Origin of the sequence: Bacillus sp. HSf4 (assembly GCF_029537375.1) — a bacterium.
In the GTDB taxonomy this organism is placed as follows: Bacteria; Bacillota; Bacilli; order Bacillales; family Bacillaceae; genus Bacillus; species Bacillus sonorensis_A.
Window position 1 is genome coordinate 3,123,021 of record NZ_CP120679.1, and the last position, 21,869, is coordinate 3,144,889.

Consider the following 21,869-nt stretch of genomic DNA (forward strand, 5'->3'; position numbering starts at 1 on the left):
CAAAGTGACAACATCTGACTATTTTTTTACGGGGTGACATCATGCTGAAACGAGACGGTCATGTTCATTCTCCTTTTTGTCCGCACGGATCAAACGATCAATTCAGATATTATATAGAAGAATTATGCAAAAAAGGCTTCGATTCCGTTTCCTTTACGGAGCATGCTCCGCTTCCGCCCTCTTTCATCGATCCGACCCCCAAACAAGACAGCGCCATACCGATGTCCGCCCTTGAGGATTACCTTGGAATCCTCAAGCGCTTGAAGGAAGAGTATACAGGACAGATCGATATTTTGATCGGCCTGGAAGTTGACTATATCCGCGCCTTTGAGCATGAAATCAAAACGTTTCTTGATACGTACGGGTCTTTCCTTGACGACAGCATCCTTTCGGTTCATTTTTTGCCGGCGGACTCCTCACACATCTGCCTTGATTATGATGAAGATGCATTCCAAAACCTGATTGACTGTCATGGGAGCATCGAGCAGGTGTACCTAACCTATTTTCAGGAAATCTTTTCTTCCATTGTATCACCGCTCGGCACCTATAAGCCAAAACGAATCGGCCATATAACGCTGGTGAAAAAATTTGTTCAGCTCTACCCTTATTCCATGTCTGAACCTGTCCGGAGGCTGGCTTCCTCCTGTTTGGACGAAGCCGCAAAACGCGGCCTTGAGCTCGATTTTAATACAGCGGGTCTGCGCAAGCCTTATGCCGGTGACATTTATTTGGAAGAGTGGATGATCGAGGAAGCGGCGAAAAAAAACATCCCGCTTGTTTATGGGTCTGATGCCCATCAAGCTAAGGATGCCGGGTTTGGTTACGAACATTTTGAACGCCGCTTTGGCTAAATGGCGGCAATGTGCTGCTGTTCTCTGTACAAGAGGCTGATGATCCAAGTTTTCACCTCTTTATAATACGCCTGATAAAAATAAGGTTCATGAGGCTGCAGATAAAGCACTTCAGAGATATACTGAGGCTGCAGATAGGGCATCATCAAAAGGGACTTCAGCTGAATCATAAAATGAGAAAGCGGAAAACGGGAGAATTCACCGTCCTGTTTTCCTTTTTCGATGATCAGGTGGAGAATGTACTTTTCTTTTGTCAAATATGTCGACATCACTTCGCGGATCAGCGTCGAATCAATCGTCACTTCACGGTAGACGAATCGAGTTAATTGACGGTGTTCATGCTGATACGATAGAATATCAAAAACCAATTGAAGAAGGCAGTCTTTTGCATTGAGGTCCTGAAGACGCTCATGGCCGTTCTCAAGGATTTTTAAATAGCCTTCATAAAAACGGGATACTAAATGCTCCATCAAACCGCCTTTTCCGTTAAAATAATAGGAGATGTGGGCCACATTGACATTCGCTGCTGCTGCAATTTCACGGACGGACGTTCCTGTAAACCCCTTTTGGTTAAACAGCGCAATAGCGGATTCGATGATCCTGTCCTTTGTGGTTAAAAAAGAGTTTGATCCCATTTTGCTTCACCCCTTCTTACTTAAAACAATTCCACTTCATCTGGGATTGTTCCTGTAAAAAGTGCTCGACAAATAGCATCACGCCAAGCGCAAAATTGGCATTTTAAAGAAAAAGCGAGGGAAATACAATGTTTCATGTCGAAAAAACAGAAGGCGGCAAAGAAAAAAAATACGAGCTGCTTCTCAAACAAATCGATGCGCTCACAGAAGGCGAAACCGATTTGATAGCGAATGTGTCGAACGCCTCCGCACTCTTGTATCACTCATTGGAAAACATCAACTGGGCCGGCTTTTATTTCGCCAAAGACGGTGAGCTTGTGCTCGGGCCATTCCAAGGGCTCCCTGCCTGTGTGCGGATTCCGGTTGGAAAAGGGGTCTGCGGCACAGCTTATGCAAACGCCCGGATCGAACGCGTTGCCGATGTCAACGCCTTCCCGGGACATATCGCATGTGATGCGGCATCACAATCCGAAATCGTGATCCCTCTTGAAATCAACGGGGAGATGGTCGGAGTGCTTGATATAGACAGCCCGATTAAAAACCGTTTCGATGAAACCGATGAACTTTACTTGAAAAAATTCACCGAAAAACTTGGAGAACGCTTAAGCGAAAAGAGCCGGTAAAACCGGCTCTTTTTTCATGAAGAAGCGTTGTAGACGCTAAGTTTGTTTTTACCGTTTCGCTTGGCATCGTACAGGGCAATATCCGCCTGTTTTACAAGAGACGCCAAGGTTTTCGGACAATTCATTGACCAACAGGATATCCCGCAGGAGATCGTGACTTGCGGATTCGTGCACTCCCTGACAAGCGCAATCAATCGGCCTGCCAGCATTTTCCCAGCATGCAAATCGGCTTTCGGAAGGTATATCGCCAGCTCTTCTCCGCCCCACCTTGCCCCGACATCCTGCTCGCGAATGTTTCGCTGAATCGCCCGGGACACTTGGATGAGAATCTCATCGCCTTTCTGGTGTCCGTAGGTGTCATTGATCTGTTTAAAATCATCAATGTCGATTAACAAAAACACTCCGCTTTGGTCAGCCTTCATGCTGTATTGAATCTTTTCATCAAGAAAGCTTCTGGAATATAGCTCTGTCAGGCGATCCGTCTGAACAAGATACTTCAGCCGATCGCGAAGCATTGAATTTGAAACGGCCAGAGTGGAATGCCGGATAAGCGTCTGGAACAGCTTGAACATCTCAAAAGTAAACGAACAGGCGTTTTTTTTCAAAACGATGACAAACCCTTTGTTTTCATTATTTTCAAGCATAGGAACACCCATTAATGAAGCATATCCGTCCTGTCCGAACAGTGTAGAGCCGTTTCCGACAAACACTCCGTTCTCTTCGGATACTTTTTCTTTAACATAGCGAATATAAGGATCTGCTGCATCCGTTTCAAAAAAGCTTGTGCTCCCTGGCAGCAAATTCTCTTCTTCCAAATGATTGTGATAAAAAAAGCCGACTTCCTCAGCCCCGAATGAGCCGATCAGCCTGTCGGACAAGTTTTTCATCATATCAGGAAGCTGTTTTGTCCTGTTCAGCTGATGGGAGGTTTCGTTGATCAGCTCCAAATTCGAAATCATATTTTTGGATTGCTCATAGAGCCGGGAATTTTCAAAGGCTGTACCTGCCGCATTCGAAATGACGCATATTTCCTCAGCCATTCCGGCAGCATCGGGTCCCGATGCTTTCAAAACACCGTAAGTCCCCTGTCTTCCTTTAATCGGAATATAAACGATTGAATCATCCTTCTGCTTCCGCTTCCCTGACAAATAAGCCTCCAATGCAAAGGGATCAGTCGTCTCATTTTGAACATCGATTTCTTTTGCAGGCAGATTGATGTATTGATCCTGATCAAAGGATAAAAAAAGGCAGTAGGTTAAATCAGGAAAAATACCCCTCAAACTCTCGAGCATCGTTTTGAGAACTTTTTCTTGATCCATCAGCCCATGAACCCGTTCCGTCTCTTTATAAATTCTTGTTTTGCGAAGCGTATCCCTATGTGTTTTTTCGAGCTCTGTACAATGTTTCAAAAACATATAAATCGATTCAGCCAGATTTTTCGGTATTTTACGATTCTTTAGACTTATAAGTTCGATATATTTACTGTTTCTTTCTATTGTTATAATGGTATAATAATCATTGATACAGCTGATTGAATCGTTACGGTCTTTCAGCTTCGCCGGCTTATGAGAAGAGGCTTGCAAAGTCAAGGAAATCGGCGAGAAAAATGACTCTGCTGCCTCTTTCAGCCAAACGACAGAGTTATTGTATGAAAGAGCCGGCTTTTTTAACAAAAATTGGAGAAGCTCCTGATGAAAAGAGAGATATAGGTCTTCAGTTTGTCTATTCATTAATATCACCCAAAAACATCCATTGAAATCTAATCTTATTTTCCTAATTATATCATAAAAACAGGACTATATCCCGGTATGTGTTTTAAATCCATTTTAAGCCTGTCCATATGTGGTTGACTTTAACCCTAGGACATTATATAATCGACTTTGTGTGAAATATTGCAGCCTTTTTGTTCTGCTTCCGTGTTTCATTTTGTTCCTTATATATAAGGTGTATCGTGTAACTCTTTGCTGCTGGAGCGAGGATACATGAAAACAAAATGGACATGGCTGAATTGAACAGATGGGTTTTATTTTCACAAAAATAAAACCAAAGGAGGAGTCACATTATGGCTCGCTATACAGGTCCAAGCTGGAAAATATCCCGCCGTTTAGGAATCTCCTTAAGCGGGACGGGTAAAGAATTAGAAAAACGTCCTTACGCGCCAGGTCCGCACGGTCCGGGACAGCGTAAAAAATTATCAGAATATGGTTTGCAATTGCAAGAAAAGCAAAAGCTTCGCCATATGTACGGTGTAAATGAGCGCCAATTCCGCAATCTTTTTGACAGAGCTGCGAAAATGGCCGGTAAACACGGTGAAAACTTCATGATTCTTCTTGAATCTCGCCTTGACAACATCGTATACCGCCTTGGCTTAGCGCGCACTCGCCGCCAAGCACGCCAATTGGTAAACCACGGTCATATTCTTGTTGACGGAAGCCGCGTTGATATTCCGTCTTACCAAGTAAAACCTGGTCAAACAATCGGCCTTCGCGAAAAATCAAAAGATCTTTCCATCGTCAAAGAAGCGGTTGAAGTGAACAACTTCGTTCCTGAATACGTAACATTTGACGCTGAAAAACTTGAGGGTACGTTCTCTCGCCTTCCAGAGCGCTCTGAGCTCCCTGCTGAAATTAACGAAGCGTTGATCGTTGAGTTCTACTCTCGTTAAAACAAATGCTCTGTAAAGAGCATCGGCAAAAACCCTAGAATCGTTGATATACCAACGATTCTAGGGTTTTTTGTTTGCTCTCTGCTTTGTGGAATATTGTATTCTCTCCCCCATTGGTTTGGGGGAAGTTTGGGAGCCGTTCCCTTTTTAAATGGAGCGGAAACCGGGGAAATCATTTATATGGAAGGAAAAATTCATTACATAAATCAGATCCGCAAGGTTTTTTTCATGTCGTGGATTCAAAAGGAAACACCAACAACCTCATTAAATTTAAAATGTCGTCGGCGTGGAAATAAAGTAAGCCCTTCTCACAGCTGGAAGGGCTTTACTCATCATAGGGTCTGTATTTTTTCGCCATTTCAATCAGAAAGGATCAATTTTAAAGCCAGATGAGATGGATACCCTGAGTGGAAATCAAGAAACAGCGATGGGTGTTATGTTGAAAAAAGTCGGAAACAAAGAAGACACTGAAATGAATACTCTCGCCGACCCTGATCGAACAACAAAATTGGCGGCACAAAAAGTTTCTAAGAAAGTGTATAGTGAAGAGGAGTTAGAAAAGCTAGAAAAGAAATATACTCTTTATAATGACACAGTGTAGTGAGCTTATATAGATGGTGATATAATCGTCAAGCTAGAACCTACTTACACCGTTCCTGAAGATGTTGAAAAAAGCGAATGGGAAAGACTGGTTTGGAATTTGCAGGAGTTTATGATGCAGTTAGAGCCGGATTTGGGTACGACCTTGAGAGCTTATTGAGGAAACTATAGAGGAATTAGAAGGAAACATTGAAAATCCGTATTCAAGATTAGAATAAAGTAAGAAACAAACATAATTTTTGTGTTCAAGGCGCCGGTTGCGGCGCCTTCTTTTCTATTTCAGTAACGACTCAAGTTTCCCCTTAGTCTTTGGTCCGTAAATGCTATCTGCCGCAATTCCAGCTCTTTTTTGAAGGGATTTGACAGCCTGCACAGTTTCATACCATAAGAGCCATTGGCCTCGAATTTAGGTAACGAGAAGCCCGCGGCAATCAGACGTTTTTGCAAGGTCTTGACTTTGGGGCCTGACGATCCTTTTTTCAAGATCGTGCCGGTGGATTTGCTCGACTGGCTTGCGGATGCTTTCTTTTCTGATACCGTTTGACCGAGCAGGCTGTCAAATTTTTTGCGTAATGCCGATAATTGACTTGAATCTCTTACCCACGGAGCCGGGCAATTTTTGTTTGTTACGTCGTAATGGCGAACGATCTTATTTGTAGACAAACCGTAACGCTTGCACAGATGGGTGACCAGTTCAGCAGTATTCTGAACTGTTTCACTGTGAATCTTGCCGTCTTTTTCGACACACATTTCAACGTCTATCGCTGTTGTATTTTCGCTCGGCTTTAAAAAACTGACATAACAGCGATTTTTGTCGTGTGCATATGTAGGTGCCCTCATTTTCAGGAATGATGTACTGATACCCCGGCTGATGTTCATTCATTTCTGCTTGAATCCCTTCATCCCAAACTGTATCTCCTGCTGCATACAACATCTTCTCCTCTTCCGCGTTCGCCTTTTGATTTGATGAATTGAATTCCCTCAAAAACCGCATCTTTTGTTAAAACCTCTACATTAGAAAACCGGTCTTTCTCTCTTCCCCAGCATCCGCTTCATTTTGGACAAGCACTTCTTTGACAGCATCATCAAAATGATCCAAATGCGGATATGTTACAATCACAGCATCCGGATTCCGAATCAAATGATCCATTGATGTCGGCAGCCTTAGCGAATTTGGAAAAGGCGGTAAGTCCCTTTCCCAGCTAACATTGGATCTATGAGAAACTTTTTGCCTGCATATTCGACGACTAGTGTAGCATTGCGAATTTGTTGAATATCCATGGTTATGATTCCTTTTCTTTGTCTTATCGATAGTTTATACTATGATCCCTTGAGATTTACATAGTTAAGATCAAGTCTTTTTTCTGTTTGACTTGATGTTTGAAAAAACGTATTTTATTTTGTGCCGGAATGTTTTAGGTCGATCGCATTTGAGAAAGGATTTGATTAGATGCTTGATCATACAGATTTGCGGATATTAGAAGAGCTTTCGAAAAACAGCCGGATGACGATGAAGGAATTGGGAGAAAAAGTTCATTTGACAGGGCAAGCTGCCGCAACCAGAGTTGCGAAATTAGAAGATAGCGGGGTGATTGAAGGCTATACCATTAAAGCGAATCAAGTGAAACTAGGGTGTTTTATCCACGCGTTTATCAATATCTACACCAAAAGCACTCATCACCAGCCTTATCTTTCATTTATCAACGCACAAGAGAAACACATCATCAACAACTATAAAATCAGCGGGGATGGCTGCTATCTGCTTGAATGCAAATTTCCATCCAATGAACATTTAGACCAATTTTTAATCGGCTTGAACAAGCATGCCAATTATAAGTTGTCGATTGTGATTAGTAAATAGTGCATCCATTCTTTGCGGGATTATATTGCTCTGCTCTTTGATATTCTTGGATCTAAATGAATGCGCGTAGAAGAATATGAATCTATTTGGTGGGGCTCGGCATTATTCGCATTCATATTTTTTCGATTAATAACATCACAATGTCGGCATTTTTAATGAATCAACACAAAAAGAAAAAGCGGGATGATCCCTGCTTTTTCGGTTCCATTTTATTAGAACGTTTCCGGGTTCGAATGTCCCGGGCTCATACGTTGCTTTATAATGTCTGCTAAAAGCCGTCTGCTTTAGAACGGCGAATTCATGATGACAGTGCCCCCCGGCATGAATTCGCCGTTTTTTTATTTTAAACGCTTCGTCTCTTCCGAATCGTTCAATTGATTAAAGCCGTCCACTGTCTGTTCGGCCTGTGTTTTTCGTACAGCTTCAAGCTGCTTTTGATAATCTTCTTTGAATTTTTCTTTCGCGGCAATAAACAAGTTCATTCTGAATTCCTCCCGACTAGAGAATGGAAACGCTTTACTTTCTATATCTATTTTTGACATTTCCTGAATGAACATACATCAAACGTTTTGATAAAAAAACCCTTGCCGTTTAAGCAAGGGTTTCAATGGATTATTTGTAAGTCAGCAGGAAGTATTTCTTTTTCCCGCGGCGAATGACGGTAAACTGGCCTTCGATGCGGTCTTCGCTGCCTAGGACGGCGCCTACGTCATTACGGCGTTCGCCGTTGATGTAGACCGCGCCGTTTGTAATGTCTTCGCGAGCCTGACGTTTTGAAGGCGAAAGTTTTGATTGGACGAGCACATCGACAAGCGGCAATTCGGCTGTCTGATCGAGTTCCAGCGAAGGTACGCCTTTAAAGCCGACCTTCACTTCCTCAGCTGTCAATTGTTTGATATCTCCGCTGAACAGTGCTTTTGAGATGTTGACAGCCTGCTCAAGTGCTTCACGACCGTGTACAAGATCGGTTACTTCTTCGGCGAGGCGCTTTTGCGCTTCGCGTTTTTCAGGCGCCGTCTCTGTTTTTTCAGCGAGATCTTCAATTTCTTCTTTGGACAAGAAAGTGAAGTATTTTAAGTATTTCACGACATCTCTGTCATCTGTGTTGATCCAGAATTGGTAGAACTCGTAGGCCGATGTTTTCTCTTTATCAAGCCAGATCGCTCCGCCTTCGGTTTTTCCGAACTTCGTGCCGTCTGCTTTTGTCACAAGCGGAATCGTCAATCCGAAAGCTTTTGCATTCTCTTCGGATTTGCGGATGAGCTCGAGGCCTGATGTGATATTACCCCACTGGTCGCTTCCGCCGATCTGCAGCTTGCATTCCTTGTTTCTGTACAAATTCAAGAAATCGAGAGACTGCAGGATCATGTAACTGAATTCAGTATAAGATATGCCCGTCTCGATTCTGGAGCTTACCGTATCCTTGGCAAGCATGTAGTTGATGCCGAAGTTTTTGCCGACATCGCGCAGGAAATCAATGACGTTCATTTGCCCGATCCAGTCGTAGTTATTCGCCATCACCGCCGGGTTGTCACCGGCTTCAAAATCAAGGAAACGCGAAAGCTGATTTTTGATTTTTTGCGACCATTCGCGGACGATTTCTTCATTGTTCAGCGTGCGCTCCGCTTTCTTTCCGCTCGGATCACCGATCAGACCCGTTGCTCCGCCTACGAGTGCAATCGGACGATGTCCGGCCAGCTGGAAGCGGCGAAGCATTAAAATCGGCAGCAGATGCCCGATATGCAAACTGTCAGCTGTCGGATCAAATCCGGAGTATAAGCTGATTTTCTCTGAATCCAGCAGTTCTCTCAAGCCTGCTTCATCGGTTTGCTGCTGAATCAGTCCCCTGAAGGACAAATCATCAAGTAAGTGTGTCATCATCATTTAGCTCCTTTTTTCCAAAAATAAAACGCCCCTTCGCAAAAACGAAGGGACGATAAAAATCGCGGTACCACCCTGCTTAAAAGAACGCATGGCCGCGCTCTTTTCACTCTCATTGATAACGGAAAAGCTTCCGTTCTTCTGCTACACAAAGCCCGGGAGGCTTTTTTCGCAAAAGCGGTTCATGAGTGTAATTCAAACCATCCATATGTGCTGATTTTCACCGGCCATCAGCTCTCTAAGACAGGGAAGGATCGTTCTACTGGTCTCAGTCTTCACCTTTTAAATATTCGACTAAATCTTTTTTAACATAATATTTTTTCATTGTCAATGAGACATCAGTCTTCCATTGTGGAAAGATCCCCGGCCGGCAGGTTCAATTCCCAGGCTTTCAGGACACGCCTCATGATTTTGCCGCTTCTCGTTTTCGGCAGTTTATCCTTAAACTCGATTTCCCTTGGCGCGGCATGTGCGGCCAAGCCTTGTTTCACGAACTGCCTGATTTCTTCTTTTAACGAATCTGACGGTTCATAACCTTCTCTAAGCGCGATGAACGCTTTAATAATTTCTCCGCGGACCGGATCCGGTTTGCCGATGACACCCGCTTCGGCGACAGCTTGATGCTCGACAAGCTTGCTCTCGACTTCAAACGGGCCGACGCGCTCGCCTGATGTCATGATGACATCGTCGATCCGTCCCTGGAACCAGAAGTATCCGTCTTCATCCATGTAGGCGGAATCGCCTGACACATACCAATCACCCGGCATAAAATAGGAGCTGTATTTTTCAGGGTTGTTCCAGATCGAATGCATCATCGACGGCCAGCCTTTTTTAATGGCGAGATTCCCCATTCTGTAAGGAGGCAGTTCATTTCCCTGATTGTCGACGATCGCAGCCTCTACGCCGGGAATCGGCTTGCCCATTGATCCCGGTTTAATTTCCATGCACGGGTAATTGCAGATGAGCTGCGCTCCTGTTTCAGTCATCCACCATGTATCATGAATCCGGTTGCCGAAGACTTTATGCCCCCATCTGATGACTTCAGGATTTAACGGCTCCCCTACGCTTAAAACATGCCGTAGTGAACTCAGATTGTATTTGTTCACAAGATCGTCGCCTGCACCCATCAGCATCCGGAAAGCCGTTGGCGCGCTGTACCATACCGTCACTTCCATTTTTTCAATTGTTTCGTACCATGCCTCAGGACTGAATCTGCCGCCTACGACGACATTCGTTGCTCCATTCAGCCACGGACCGAAGATCCCGTAAACCGTTCCGGTGACCCAGCCGGGATCAGCGGTGCACCAATAGATGTCATCATCATGCAGATCAAGAACCCATTTGGCTGTTTGATAATGTTGAATCATTGCTTTGTGGACGTGGAGAACCCCTTTTGGCGCGCCGGTTGAACCCGATGTATAGTGAAGCAGCATCCCGTCTTCCTGATCCATCCATTCAATCTCAAGATCAGTGCCTGCTTCCGCCGCTTTCGCGTAATAATCGATGACAGGTCCTTCTTCCTTTACGCCTTCTCCAACGACAATGATTGATTCAAGGTCCGGAAGTTCATCGGCCGGCACCCGTTCAAGCAATTCCGGCGTCGTCACGATGACCTTCGCTCCGCTGTTTGCAAGCCTGTCTTTGACGGCACCTTCCATAAATGCTTCAAATAACGGCCCGACAATCGCTCCCAATTTGACAGCGCCGAGAAGAATAAAATAAAGCTCGGGTGATCTCGGCATAAAAACAAACACACGGTCTCCCTTTCTCACATTGGCATGCTGCTTTAAGACATTCCCGGCTTTATTGGTTTCATTTTTCATCTCTCTGAAGGTGTACTTTTCTTCGCGGACCGGATCTTTGTAGTAAAATGCCACTTTGTTTTTCAAATTTGACTCAGCGTGGCGGTCGATCGCTTCATAAGCTGCATTGATTTTTCCCGTTTTGTACCATGAAAAATGCTTTTCGGCATCCTTCCAGTCAAATGTCCGGTATGTTTCATCATAGTCAGTCAAGTTGTAATTTCCCTTTTCTGCCGGCAGCGCTTTCAATTCCATGTCCATCCCCCTTTGTTCGATCATCAAAATATATTATAGTATAGATTTTTTATTTTCTCAATTTTTAAAAAATACTGTTCTATCCTATGAAAACGCTTAATATTTTGGTATGTTATGTATAAAAGACTTCAACTAAGATGTAAGGCGGTGGATACGTGGAGCATCACAAAACCTATCATGCCAAAGAATTGCAGACCGAGAAAGGCGCATTGCTGATAGAAGGTCCTATCAGTCCCGAAAAGCTTGCAGACTATCAATTTCATGGCGAGCTTACAGCCTTTCGCCCATCTGAAAAACAGCACGAAGCATTGATCGAAATCGCAGGACTTCCCGAAGGAAGGATCATCATCGCTCGTTTCAATCACACCATTGTCGGCTATGTCACCTATGTTTATCCGGATCCGCTCGAAAGATGGTCAGAAGGAAATATGGAAAATTTAATTGAACTCGGCGCCATCGAGGTGATCCCTATGTTCAGGGGGCACTCCGTCGGAAAGACGCTTTTAGAGGTCAGCATGATGGATAAGCAGATGGAAAAATACATTATCATTACAACCGAGTATTACTGGCACTGGGATTTAAAAGGGACAAATATGGATGTTTGGGAATACAGAAAGATGATGGAGAAGATGATGAATGCCGGAGGGCTTGTCTGGTTTGCAACAGACGACCCGGAAATCAGTTCTCATCCCGCCAACTGTTTAATGGCCCGCATCGGAAAAGAGGTCGGTCAGGAATCGATCGAGCAGTTCGACAGGCTCAGATTCCATAATCGTTTTATGTACTAAGGGAGCAAAGGGGATGTGAATATGATTGTTGAAAAGATCATGAAAAGGGATGTTGTGACGCTTTCCAGAACAGATACGATCGAAGAAGCGATCAGGCGGATGCGGATGTTCCATATCAAGCACCTGCCTGTCATCAATGAACGAGGCACTGTCGTAGGCATCGTCACCGACAGGGATGTGAAGACGGCAGCCCCGAGCATCTTTAGTCAAGGCAGCTCCGCAGAGGAACTGCAAAAGCCTGTTGACCTGATCATGTCAAAAGAAGTGGTCACAGGACATCCGCTTGATTTCGCCGAGGAGATATCCGCTGTGTTTTTCGAACATGATATCGGCTGTCTCCCGATCGTGAAAAACGGAAAGCTCGTCGGCATCGTGACAAAGTCAGACTTGCTTCATACACTTGTTCAGCTGACAGGCGCTCATCATCCAGGGTCGCATATCGAAATTAAAACCCGTGATATCGCGCAGAGCCTCGCCGATATCAGCGCGATATTCAAAAAGCGCCAAATCGGGATTTTGAGCGTACTCGTATATCCAGGCGATGAAGAAAGTTCGAACATTCTCGTTTTTCGCGTGCAGACAATGAACCCCGCCTCCATCATAAAAGACGTGAAGTCAAAAGGGCATCAGGTGCTCTGGCCGGCTGAACAAAGGGAACAGCTATGAAGGACAGCGTGTTTATTTTCTCTCCCTCCTACCAAACCTATCAATTTCATCAAGACCATCCATTCAACCAGCTCAGAGTGTATGTGACATACGATCTTCTGGGCGCCATGGACGCATTCGAACAAGGGGAGATCATCCCTCCGCGCATGGCGTCGGAATCCGAGCTCGCACTCGTTCACACAAGCGATTACATCAGCGCCGTCAAGCTGGCCGGGGCGGGGAAACTGCCGGCCGCTGAAAGCGAAAACTACGGTCTTGGAACAGAAGATACGCCCGTATTTGCCGGCATGCATGAAGCCGCCTCTCTTTTGGTCGGAGGAACACTGACAGCCGCCGACTATGTGATGACGGGAAAAGCCAAACACGCCCTTAATCTGGGTGGCGGGCTTCACCACGGATTCAGAGGGAGAGCATCGGGTTTTTGCGTTTACAACGACAGCTCAGTCGTTATTCGCTACTTACAGAAAAAATACCACGCCAGAGTGCTATACATTGATACAGACGCCCATCACGGAGACGGTGTGCAATTCACGTTTTATGATGACCCTTCGGTCTGCACGGTATCGATTCATGAAACCGGCCGCTATCTTTTCCCAGGAACGGGCCAGGTTCAGGAACGGGGTCATGGGAAAGGTTATGGATATGCTTTTAACATCCCGCTTGATGCGTTCACTGAAGATGAATCTTTTCTGGACTCCTACCGAACGGCTGCGGCTGAAATCGCTGAATTCTTCAAACCGGATGTCATTTTGACGCAAAACGGGGCTGACGCTCATTACTATGACCCGCTCACACACTTATGCACAACGATGAGGATTTACGAAGCGATTCCAAAGCTCGCCCATGAATTGGCGCATGCCCACTGCAGCGGAAGATGGATTGCCGTCGGCGGGGGCGGCTATGATATTTGGCGGGTCGTGCCAAGGGCATGGGCAAGAATTTGGCTTGAAATGAAAGGGATCAAAGCTGAGGGGAACCTGCCTGAAAAATGGCTGAAAAGATGGGAAAAGCAAGCATCGGTCCCGCTCCCTGGAAAATGGTGTGATCCCGAAGCATTATATCCTCCGATTCCCAGAAAAGCGGAAATTACAGAAAAAAACGCGCAAACCGTAGCAAAAGCTCTTTTCCCGATTCGCTCTGCCCGGCGGATGATGTAGCCGACTGAAAGACCCGGAATTTCTTTTATCGATCGCGTAAAACATAAAACAAGCCTTGCTTGCGGCAAGGCCTTTATTTCTTTTGGTTCAGTTTTCCAATTACGATCTCGACACGCCTGTTTTCTTTCATATGGCTTTCGGTGCGGTTGTCCCTGACTGGTTTTGTATCCGCATAGCCGACGGCTGTAAACCTGGAAGAATCGAGTTTTTCTTTTTCCGTGAAGTACCCGATCACAGTGCTCGCTCTGGCTGCAGAAAGCTCCCAGTTGGAAGGAAAACGGTAAGTGGAAATCGGCCTGCTGTCTGTATGCCCCTCTACACTGATCGGATTGGACACCGTTTTGAGCAAAATGGCGATTTTATCGAGGACAGGGTAAGCCTTATCTTTGATATCCGCTTTTCCCGAATCAAAGAGCACCGCTTCCTGAAGGACAAGAATGACGCCGCGGTCATCACGTTTAGCTGTAATCGTGCCGGACAGCTGATTTTTTTCAATATAGTCATTGATTTTCTTTAACATATCATCTTCGCTTTTGGCCGCTTTTTTCGAATGACGATCATGGCTCTCCACTGTGTGCTCCGCGGCGGACTTTCCATCGGCTCTCTCCTGAAACGAACCTACCGCCGCTTTAAATTTATTTAAATCGATTTGCGACATCGAAAACAGCAGAATAAAGAACACGAGAATCAGCGTAATCAGATCCGAAAACGTGATGATCCAGTTTGACGATTTGCGGCCGGGTTCACGCTTTCTTCTCTCATGCCTAAGCTTCATGAGCCGTACCCTTTTGCTTCGTGTTTTCCGCCTGCTTTTTTCTCCACTCTTCCTTGGAGCCGAAAACGACAAGCTGGCTTTCAAGGTTGCGCGGATTTCTTCCCGATTGAATGCCGATGATGCCTTCTATCATCACCTGCTTCTTGAAGATTTCATTTTCCGTCTTTTCTTCAAGCTTCGCGGCGATCGGAATAAACAGCATGTTGGACAGAAGCGATCCGTAAAGCGTCGTCAAAAGGGCGATGGCCATGTTCGGCCCGAGAGTTTCAGGTTTGTTCAGATTTTTTAGCATCATCACAAGCCCCACGAGGGTACCGATCATTCCCCATGCAGGTGCAAACTCCCCCGCTTTTTCAAAGATTCTCCTTCCCTTTCTGTGCCTTTCTTCCATCGCTGCGATTTCGGCGTTCATCACATTGCGGATTGTCTCCTCATCCCAGCCGTCAATAGCCAAGAGAAGGCCCTTTTTTAAAAACGGATCTTTCATTTCATTCACATCAGCGTCAAGCGATAATATGCCTTGCTTGCGCGCCTGTTCGGAAAGAGTGACAAAGGTTTTGACCAGATTCCGCACATCGTCATCTTCCGAAATAAACACCTGCTTCAATACAGATGGGGCTTTTTTTAAGTCTTTTGGAGAAAAACTGATGAATACAGCTGCACATAATCCGCCCGTCACGATAAAAAAGGACGTTAAATCGATAAATGAATAAAAACCGGAAAGACCCGCTCCCGAGACAACGCCGATCACCAAAATGAAAATGCCTAAAATCAAGCCGACCGGTGTCAGATAATCAAATCGTTTCATATTTCATTCTCTCCAGCTCATGGAAAAGAAAGCAAGGCATCCGTGTCAAAAGCCCGCGGATACTTGCTTTCTTTTCTTGGTTTGTTATGTTTAAGATGTAGTTGATTGTCTTAATTCAATTCGGTGCGGAAGCTGGACAATGTGCTCTTCGACCTCTTCCTTGTTCATCAGTTTTGTCAAAAGTCTCATGGCCACTGCACCGATGTCATACGTCGGCTGCACGACTGTTGTGAGCTGCGGACGAACCATTAGTGAAAGCCTTGTATTGTCAAATCCGATGACCTCAAGATCGTCCGGAATGGAAAGACCTTTGTCCTGAGCGGCATGAATAATGCCAAGCGCCATTTCATCGGTGGCCGAAAGAATCGCCGTCGGTTTTTCATCGAGCTTCATCAGCGATTCGAGTGCTTCCATACCGGAATCGTACGTATAATCGCCTTCTGCGAGATATTCTTCTTTAAAGTCGATCCCTTGATCCTGAAGCGCTCTTTTGAAGCCTTGGAGCTTCTTGGCTTTATTGATCGGCTCCAAGAGCGGTCCTGAAACAAACGCCAAGCGCTTATGGCCTTTTTCAATCATCATGCTTGCAGCATCATATATGGCCTGTTCATAGTCGATGGCAACGGACGGCGTCTCTCCTTTCTCTTCGACAGACGCGGCAAGAACGATCGGCACCGGTGAACGCTTGAATTCTTCAACATGTTCTTCTGTAACATTCCCGCTCATAAAGACGATTCCATCGACTTGCTTTCCAAGCATCGTGTTGAGCAGGTGCAGCTCTTTGTCCATATTTTGGTCAGAGTTGCTTAAAATAATGTTGTATTTATACATTGTGGCAATATCTTCGATTCCCCGGGCAAGCTCTGAATAAAAGATGCTTGAAATATCGGGGATGATCACGCCGACGGTCGTTGTTTTCTTGCTCGCCAGTCCTCTTGCGACGGCATTTGGACGATATCCGAGGCGCTCGATTGCTTCAAGCACCTTTTTCCTCGTTGTCGGCTTCACATTCGGATTGCCGTTGACAACCCGTGAAACCGTCGCCATACTTACATTTGCTTCCCGTGCTACATCATATATTGTCACATTACTCATTTTTACCACTCCTTCAACTGGGTACACTTTTCTTATTCTATAGCATAAACATTTTCATGTAGAGAAATGTCAAAATGTAATACTTTATGTAAAATAAACAGATCACCAGTTTACATTATTTTTCATAATTGTTCAAAGCATAAGCTCTCTTCTGAAATTATACACGGTTTTACCTAATATGAAAACGTTCCCTTTATTTTTATAATTAATTTAAATAGAAAAAAACAGCTTTTTAATTAAAAATAAGAAATTTTTTCGACAATTTGCACATAAAAAAGGACCGCTGTGCGCGGTCCTAAATGAAATGAGCGGCTTATGCCTTTACTTGTACAAGCGGCTTCAATTCGTTCAGCCACTTTTCAAATGTCGGAATATCCATTTGCTGAGCGGAGTCGGATAGTGCGACTGAAGGATCAGGGTGAACCTCGGCCATTACGCCGTCAGCTCCGATCGCAAGCGCTGCTTTTGCCGTAGGGAGCAGGAGATCGCGGCGTCCTGTTGAATGAGTGACATCAACGAATACCGGAAGATGCGTTTCCTGTTTAAGAATCGGCACCGCAGAAATGTCCAGGGTGTTTCTCGTCGCCGTTTCATACGTTCTAATGCCGCGCTCGCAAAGGATGATCTGGTCATTTCCTTGAGACATGATGTACTCCGCTGCATTGATGAATTCCTTCAATGTTGCAGCAAGTCCGCGTTTTAGGAGAACAGGCTTTTTCACAGATCCGGCCGCTTTCAAGAGCTCAAAGTTTTGCATATTGCGGGCGCCGATCTGAATAACATCGATGTAGTCGAGCGCCTCTTCGATATGCTGCGGATTCACGATTTCACTGATCACCGCCAGATCATATTCATCAGCAACACGCTTCAAAATCTGCAAGCCTTCAACACCGAGGCCTTGGAAATCGTACGGGCTTGTACGCGGTTTGAAGGCTCCGCCGCGCAGCAGCTTCAAGCCTTGTTTTTTAGCCGCCGCTGCTACTTCTGCGACTTGCTCATAGCTTTCAACTGCACAAGGACCGACGATGAATCTTTGCTCGCCGTCACCGATTTTTTCGCCTTTCAGGTCGACAATCGTATTTTCCGGCTTTTTCTTCCGGGAAACCAGCAGCGCTTTGCTGTGATCATCTTCCTGTAATTCAAGCCCCGCTTTGAAAATTTCTTTGAAAATATGCTGGATTGTAGAATCCTCAAACGGGCCGTCATTATTTTCAATAATGCTGTTCAGCATCGTTCTTTCCCTGACTGGATCATAGCGGTTAATCCCTTGCGCTTCCTTCGCTTTTCCAATCTCTTGGACGATCCTGCCCCTCTCGTTAATCAGCTTTAAAATCTGCAAGTTTAATTCGTTCGCCTGCTGCCTCAGCAAATCAAGTTCAGTGTTGCTCATGTTATTCATCCTTTCTTTTTGGCTTCACCCTATATGAGAATAAAAATGATTCAGGTTGATTAGGGTTAATTATAAACAATGTTTACTGAAATGTCACGAAAAAATTCTTTATTACCCAAACGCTTTTAAGCGATAAAGTATTATATGCGCTTTCATCGTTGTTGTGTAGGTTTTTGATCGAAAATTTTACAAAAAAAAAGAATCCATGCATGATTCTTTAACTTGATTGTTTATATAATCGCTGTATCTCGGTTTCTACGGCAAAAACCCGCTGATTGAGAGCGGCGCTCTTAACATCGACGTATTCAGTAATGTTGTCCGTATAGCGCCCGATGCTTTCAATGATATTTTTTTGCAGCAGCTCCTGCCCTTTTTTCAAGTCTTTAACATCTGTTTCAAGGCGGTTCAGACGCTGATCCATTCCGTCAAAGCGCTTGTCCATTTTATTCAAGCGCTGATCTACTCCGTCAAAGCGCTTGTCCATTTTATTCAGACGCTGATCCATTCCGTCAAAGCGCTTGTCCATTTTATTCAGGCGCTGATCTACTCCGTCAAAGCGCTTGTCCATTTTATTCAGACGCTGGTCTACTCCGTCAAAGCGCTTGTCCATTTCACCCAGACGCTGATCCATTCCGTCAAAGCGCTTGTCTATTTTATTCAGACGCTGGTCTATTCCATCAAAGCGCTTGTCCATTTTATTCAGACGCTGGTCTACTCCGTCAAAACGCTTGTCCATTTCACCCAGGCGCTGATCTACTCCGTCAAAACGCTTGTCCATTTCACCCAGACGCTGATCCATTCCGTCAAAACGCTTGTCCATTTCACCCAGACGCTGATCCATTCCGTCAAAACGCTTGTCTATTTTATTCAGGCGCTGATCCATTCCGTCAAAGCGCTGGTCCATTTCATTCAGACAATGATCAATTTTGTCTAGTCGTTGATTGACTGGGTTTAGCTCTTCCTTTAGGACAGATTGAAGCATATCCTTTAATTCGCTGTTCACCACTTCACCTCCCGCTTGTTTTATTATATCGTAGTCCAACGGTACTCACTATGCATCTTGGTAAAAAGGCATTTCTAAGAGGTAAAAGGTGAAAAGACCAGTAAAAAAGACCAAAACGCTGGATGCGATTCGGTCTTTTTGATTACGATTATGTTGTATTCGGCTTCAAAAAGCCTATTGGCTGTTTGCTTCAAGCGCCGGCTCGGTAATTTGTGAATGGGAGGCATGCCATTTGACTTTGCCATCTGTAAAAATAATCGCTTGAGGGCTTTCATGCTTGATCCCGTACCGTTCAGCAATATAATTTGAGAGCGGACGGCTTTCCTGCACCTTCAGATAATAGGCGGGAATGTCTTCATGATGCTCTGCGAAAGCATTAAATTCCTCGAAGGCGCGCCTGCTGATCGGACATGTTGTGCTGTGTTTCAAAAAGACAAACGTGCCGCCCGATTCTTCAAGCCGTCTAAATTCGTCCTCTGTTTGAATGAGCTGCTTCGACATGGTGAACTCCCTTTCCGTATTTATTTCTGGACTGTGTCCGCTGGTTCTGCTTCACTTTTCATTTCGTTTTCAGCGACCTCTGCTGTTTCTTCGATTGCGGATGAAGTTTCCTCCTTCATCTCATCCGCTTTATCGGCACCCTTGCTCCGCAGATCTTTGACTTTCTCCATAAGCTGTGAGGATTGATCCGCCATGAGCTGTGAAATCGAAGATGTCTTCTCCTTTGCGAGGCTGACATATTCGGAACCTTTTTCTCTCGCTTCATTTGTCAGTCTTTCGGTTTTGTCTTTAAGAACAGCGGCCTGCTGACCGATATCGCCGCGAAGCTCTTTTCCCGACTTCGGCGCCAGAAATAAGGCCGTTGCCGCACCGATGATGCCTCCTACAAATGTCCCGATGAGAAAATCTTTAGCATTCATTCCTTCTTTACTCATTTATGATTCCTCCTTCATCTTCTTTCGCTTCCATTTATTCCAAATTTCCAAAGCTGCATTGCTCCAGCTGACAACTTGAGAAATTTTTTCACGGTTTTCTTCCGCGGCGGTTGCAACCGAATCAGACACCTGCTGTATGGAGCTGTTAAACTGTCTGACAGAAGTTCCGACTTCCTGAACTGCATCAACAACACGATTCAATTTCAACGATTTTTCCTGAATATCCTCCGCAAGACGGTTTGTTTTATGAAGGAGCTCTGTAGTTTCTGCCGTAATGCCCTTCATCTGACCTTCAAGTCCTTCTAAGGTTGAAGCGACATGTTTCAGCGTCATTTGCAGCGATTTTAGCATTTTTGATAAATAGATTACTAAAATGAAAAAAGCGATGGCAATAAGTGCGGCGCTTAAATAAAGAATAATTATCATCATATCCTCCTTAAAGCTTCCGGGCTTACAGTTGATGTTTACCCATTTGGCCAACTTGTAAACCCCTTTGTATATTTTTTTCTACACATCCGGGTGAATTCCTTTAACAATTGCTTCGTCGATATGTACAAAAAAGCAGCGGATCGACTCACACTGCCTTTTTTATCTTATGCTAAAACATTTTCATATGCTCTCAGATATTTCTGAATGTCTCCTGCACCCATAAAAATTAAGACTCCGTTTTCATGCTCTTTTAAAATGGATGTGTCATTTTCATCAATCAGCTTCGCGTGAGCGATTTTTTCCTGAAGGTCACCGATCGTCAGCTTGCCTGCATTTTCACGGGCTGATCCGAAAATGTCGCAGAGATAGACATAATCGGCTTTCTTCAGGCTTTCGGCAAATTCCTCAAGAAAAGACTGTGTCCGTGTAAAAGTGTGCGGCTGAAATACGGCGACAATGTCGCGTTCCGGATACTTTTGCCTTGCAGCTTCAATCGTCACCTTGATTTCGGTCGGGTGATGGGCATAATCGTCAATCAGCACTTGATTTCCGATGATTTTTTCGTTAAATCTCCGTTTTACGCCGCCAAAGGTTGTAAGCCCTTCTTTAATAATGTCGACATCCACTTGCTCGTAATGGCATAGGGCGATGACAGCCAAAGCGTTCAGAACGTTGTGGTTTCCGTATGCCGGTATATAGAATGTGTCATAGAATGTATTTCTGACGAAAACGTCGAAGGTTGTGCCTTCAGTGTTTTTGATGACATTTCTCGCCTGAAAGTCGTTTTCCTCGGCAAAGCCGTAGTAGACGACCGGAACGTTGGCATGGATCTTCATCAAATACTCGTCGTCACCGCAGGCGATAATTCCCTTGTTCACCTGAAGAGCCATCGTTTGGAACGCGTCGAATACATCATCGATATTGGTGAAATAGTCAGGGTGGTCAAAATCGATATTTGTCATGATGGCATAATCCGGCTGGTAGCTCAGGAAGTGCCTCCGGTATTCACAGGCTTCAAGGACGAAATACTCGCTGTTTTCGCTGCCTTTTCCCGTACCGTCTCCGATCAAATAAGATGTCGGTTTTGCTTTCTGGATCACATGGGACAGAAGTCCTGTCGTTGAAGTTTTGCCATGTGCTCCTGTTACAGCGATGCTCGTGAACTTTTTCAGATAGTCACCGAGAAATTTATGGTATCGCACGACAGGCAGTCCTTCGGCATGCGCTTTTTCGATTTCGGGATGAGTGTCGGGAAAGGCATTCCCGGCAATAACGGTCATTCCCGGCTTAATGTTTTCCGGGTCAAATGGAAAAACAGGAATGTTTCTTTCTTCCAACGCATTTTGTGTAAAAATATACTTTTCGATATCCGATCCTTGGACAGTATATCCATTATCATGGAGTATTTGGGCAAGCGGACTCATACCTGTCCCTTTTATTCCGACAAAATGATAAACAGTCATAATTGTACCTCCAACAAACGTCTATCTGCTTTCCAGTATATGACGCCTATTTCAATTTGCAACCTAAAGCCCGGCCGCATCAATTTTTATTCTTAGTGTGAACTATATTCATTATCAGGCATTTTTAAGAGTGAATAAACCCGTTACTTGAATGATTTTTTCATCCTTTCAGCAAAGCTCTTAAAAA

At 44.7% G+C, this 21,869-nt stretch carries 22 protein-coding genes, 2 pseudogenes and 1 other annotated feature; of the genes and pseudogenes, 8 read left to right on the forward strand and 16 right to left on the reverse strand.

What is annotated here, in order from left to right; all coding sequences use genetic code 11:
- Positions 1 to 41 precede the first annotated feature (41 nt).
- Positions 42 to 851 carry a histidinol-phosphatase HisJ gene (gene hisJ, locus P3X63_RS16090; RefSeq protein ID WP_026588268.1) on the forward strand — a complete coding sequence of 270 codons (810 nt, stop codon included), beginning with the start codon at positions 42 to 44 and terminating at the stop codon, positions 849 to 851.
- On the opposite strand, the gene refZ is transcribed toward hisJ, so the two are convergent.
- Positions 848 to 1,486: a forespore capture DNA-binding protein RefZ gene (gene refZ / locus P3X63_RS16095; protein WP_077736203.1), complete on the reverse strand. Its 639-nt coding sequence runs from the start codon at positions 1,484 to 1,486 to the stop codon at positions 848 to 850. The genes hisJ and refZ overlap by 4 nt on opposite strands.
- A 128-nt stretch (positions 1,487 to 1,614) precedes the next feature.
- Between refZ and P3X63_RS16100 the strand changes: the two genes are divergently transcribed.
- Positions 1,615 to 2,109: a GAF domain-containing protein gene (locus P3X63_RS16100; RefSeq protein ID WP_026588270.1), complete on the forward strand. Its 495-nt coding sequence runs from the start codon at positions 1,615 to 1,617 to the stop codon at positions 2,107 to 2,109.
- 14 nt (positions 2,110 to 2,123) lie between these two features.
- Here P3X63_RS16100 and P3X63_RS16105 read toward each other — a convergent pair whose 3' ends face one another.
- The gene (locus tag P3X63_RS16105; RefSeq protein ID WP_026588271.1) at positions 2,124 to 3,839 is read right to left on the reverse strand and encodes a sensor domain-containing diguanylate cyclase; all 1,716 of its coding nucleotides are present in this window, start codon (positions 3,837 to 3,839) and stop codon (positions 2,124 to 2,126) included.
- A gap of 332 nt (positions 3,840 to 4,171) precedes the next feature.
- Here P3X63_RS16105 and rpsD point away from each other — a divergent pair, with 332 nt between their 5' ends.
- Positions 4,172 to 4,774, forward strand: a complete 603-nt coding sequence (gene rpsD / locus P3X63_RS16110; protein ID WP_026588272.1) for a 30S ribosomal protein S4 — start codon at positions 4,172 to 4,174, stop codon at positions 4,772 to 4,774.
- 394 nt (positions 4,775 to 5,168) lie between these two features.
- The gene (locus P3X63_RS16115) at positions 5,169 to 5,375 is read left to right on the forward strand and encodes a hypothetical protein (protein ID WP_481748557.1); all 207 of its coding nucleotides are present in this window, start codon (positions 5,169 to 5,171) and stop codon (positions 5,373 to 5,375) included.
- A 282-nt stretch (positions 5,376 to 5,657) separates the two neighbouring features.
- On the opposite strand, the pseudogene P3X63_RS16120 reads toward P3X63_RS16115, so the two are convergent.
- Positions 5,658 to 6,233: pseudogene (locus P3X63_RS16120) on the reverse strand (peptidoglycan recognition protein family protein); the annotation flags it as partial.
- Positions 6,234 to 6,239: 6 nt separating this feature from the next.
- Positions 6,240 to 6,655 (reverse strand): annotated as a pseudogene (locus P3X63_RS16125) (MBL fold metallo-hydrolase); the annotation flags it as partial.
- Between the two features lie 169 nt (positions 6,656 to 6,824).
- Here P3X63_RS16125 and P3X63_RS16130 point away from each other — a divergent pair.
- The gene (locus tag P3X63_RS16130) at positions 6,825 to 7,235 is read left to right on the forward strand and encodes an Lrp/AsnC family transcriptional regulator (protein WP_026588275.1); all 411 of its coding nucleotides are present in this window, start codon (positions 6,825 to 6,827) and stop codon (positions 7,233 to 7,235) included.
- Between the two features lie 338 nt (positions 7,236 to 7,573).
- On the opposite strand, the gene P3X63_RS16135 is transcribed toward P3X63_RS16130, so the two are convergent.
- From P3X63_RS16135 to acsA, 3 genes are all read right to left on the reverse strand, one after another.
- Entirely contained in the window at positions 7,574 to 7,717 is a 144-nt protein-coding gene (locus P3X63_RS16135) for a hypothetical protein (protein WP_179115700.1), read from the reverse strand.
- Positions 7,718 to 7,847: 130 nt separating this feature from the next.
- On the reverse strand, positions 7,848 to 9,113 hold the full coding sequence (gene tyrS / locus P3X63_RS16140) for a tyrosine--tRNA ligase (RefSeq protein WP_026588277.1): 1,266 nt from the start codon (positions 9,111 to 9,113) through the stop codon (positions 7,848 to 7,850).
- A 48-nt stretch (positions 9,114 to 9,161) separates the two neighbouring features.
- Positions 9,162 to 9,401 (reverse strand) — a binding site (T-box leader).
- Between the two features lie 53 nt (positions 9,402 to 9,454).
- Complete coding sequence (gene acsA, locus P3X63_RS16145; RefSeq protein ID WP_026588278.1) at positions 9,455 to 11,173, reverse strand: acetate--CoA ligase; 1,719 nt, start codon at positions 11,171 to 11,173, stop codon at positions 9,455 to 9,457.
- Between the two features lie 155 nt (positions 11,174 to 11,328).
- Here acsA and P3X63_RS16150 point away from each other — a divergent pair, with 155 nt between their 5' ends.
- Genes P3X63_RS16150 through P3X63_RS16160 form a run of 3 tightly spaced genes read left to right on the forward strand, consistent with a single transcriptional unit; the run spans position 11,329 to position 13,784 of the window.
- Positions 11,329 to 11,961, forward strand: a complete 633-nt coding sequence (locus tag P3X63_RS16150; protein ID WP_026588279.1) for a GNAT family N-acetyltransferase — start codon at positions 11,329 to 11,331, stop codon at positions 11,959 to 11,961.
- A gap of 21 nt (positions 11,962 to 11,982) precedes the next feature.
- Positions 11,983 to 12,627, forward strand: coding sequence for an acetoin utilization AcuB family protein (locus P3X63_RS16155; RefSeq protein ID WP_026588280.1), 645 nt, complete (start codon positions 11,983 to 11,985; stop codon positions 12,625 to 12,627).
- A complete protein-coding gene (locus P3X63_RS16160; protein WP_026588281.1) occupies positions 12,624 to 13,784 on the forward strand; it encodes an acetoin utilization protein AcuC in 1,161 nt (386 codons plus the stop codon). Before P3X63_RS16155 ends, P3X63_RS16160 begins: the two co-directional genes overlap by 4 nt.
- Positions 13,785 to 13,857: 73 nt before the next feature.
- Here P3X63_RS16160 and motS read toward each other — a convergent pair whose 3' ends face one another.
- The 9 genes from motS to murC all read right to left on the reverse strand — a co-directional run bounded on the left by motS (position 13,858) and on the right by murC (position 21,682).
- Positions 13,858 to 14,559: a flagellar motor protein MotS gene (motS, locus tag P3X63_RS16165; protein WP_026588282.1), complete on the reverse strand. Its 702-nt coding sequence runs from the start codon at positions 14,557 to 14,559 to the stop codon at positions 13,858 to 13,860.
- Positions 14,549 to 15,367 carry a flagellar motor protein MotP gene (gene motP, locus P3X63_RS16170; protein ID WP_026588283.1) on the reverse strand — a complete coding sequence of 273 codons (819 nt, stop codon included), beginning with the start codon at positions 15,365 to 15,367 and terminating at the stop codon, positions 14,549 to 14,551. The genes motS and motP overlap by 11 nt, the downstream gene beginning before the upstream one ends.
- A 90-nt stretch (positions 15,368 to 15,457) precedes the next feature.
- A complete protein-coding gene (gene ccpA, locus P3X63_RS16175) occupies positions 15,458 to 16,462 on the reverse strand; it encodes a catabolite control protein A (protein ID WP_026588284.1) in 1,005 nt (334 codons plus the stop codon).
- Between the two features lie 313 nt (positions 16,463 to 16,775).
- Positions 16,776 to 17,852 (reverse strand): bifunctional 3-deoxy-7-phosphoheptulonate synthase/chorismate mutase, encoded by a 1,077-nt coding sequence (locus tag P3X63_RS16180; protein ID WP_026588285.1) that lies wholly within the window; start codon positions 17,850 to 17,852, stop codon positions 16,776 to 16,778.
- 217 nt (positions 17,853 to 18,069) lie between these two features.
- The gene (locus tag P3X63_RS16185) at positions 18,070 to 18,855 is read right to left on the reverse strand and encodes a tropomyosin (RefSeq protein WP_256860338.1); all 786 of its coding nucleotides are present in this window, start codon (positions 18,853 to 18,855) and stop codon (positions 18,070 to 18,072) included.
- Positions 18,856 to 19,029: 174 nt separating this feature from the next.
- Positions 19,030 to 19,356, reverse strand: a complete 327-nt coding sequence (gene ytxJ / locus P3X63_RS16190) for a bacillithiol system redox-active protein YtxJ (RefSeq protein ID WP_277691469.1) — start codon at positions 19,354 to 19,356, stop codon at positions 19,030 to 19,032.
- Positions 19,357 to 19,376: 20 nt separating this feature from the next.
- Entirely contained in the window at positions 19,377 to 19,790 is a 414-nt protein-coding gene (locus tag P3X63_RS16195; RefSeq protein WP_077736198.1) for a YtxH domain-containing protein, read from the reverse strand.
- The gene (locus P3X63_RS16200) at positions 19,791 to 20,216 is read right to left on the reverse strand and encodes a DUF948 domain-containing protein (RefSeq protein WP_026588289.1); all 426 of its coding nucleotides are present in this window, start codon (positions 20,214 to 20,216) and stop codon (positions 19,791 to 19,793) included. It abuts the gene before it with no gap.
- A gap of 167 nt (positions 20,217 to 20,383) precedes the next feature.
- Positions 20,384 to 21,682, reverse strand: coding sequence for a UDP-N-acetylmuramate--L-alanine ligase (murC, locus tag P3X63_RS16205; RefSeq protein ID WP_026588290.1), 1,299 nt, complete (start codon positions 21,680 to 21,682; stop codon positions 20,384 to 20,386).
- Positions 21,683 to 21,869: the final 187 nt, after the last annotated feature.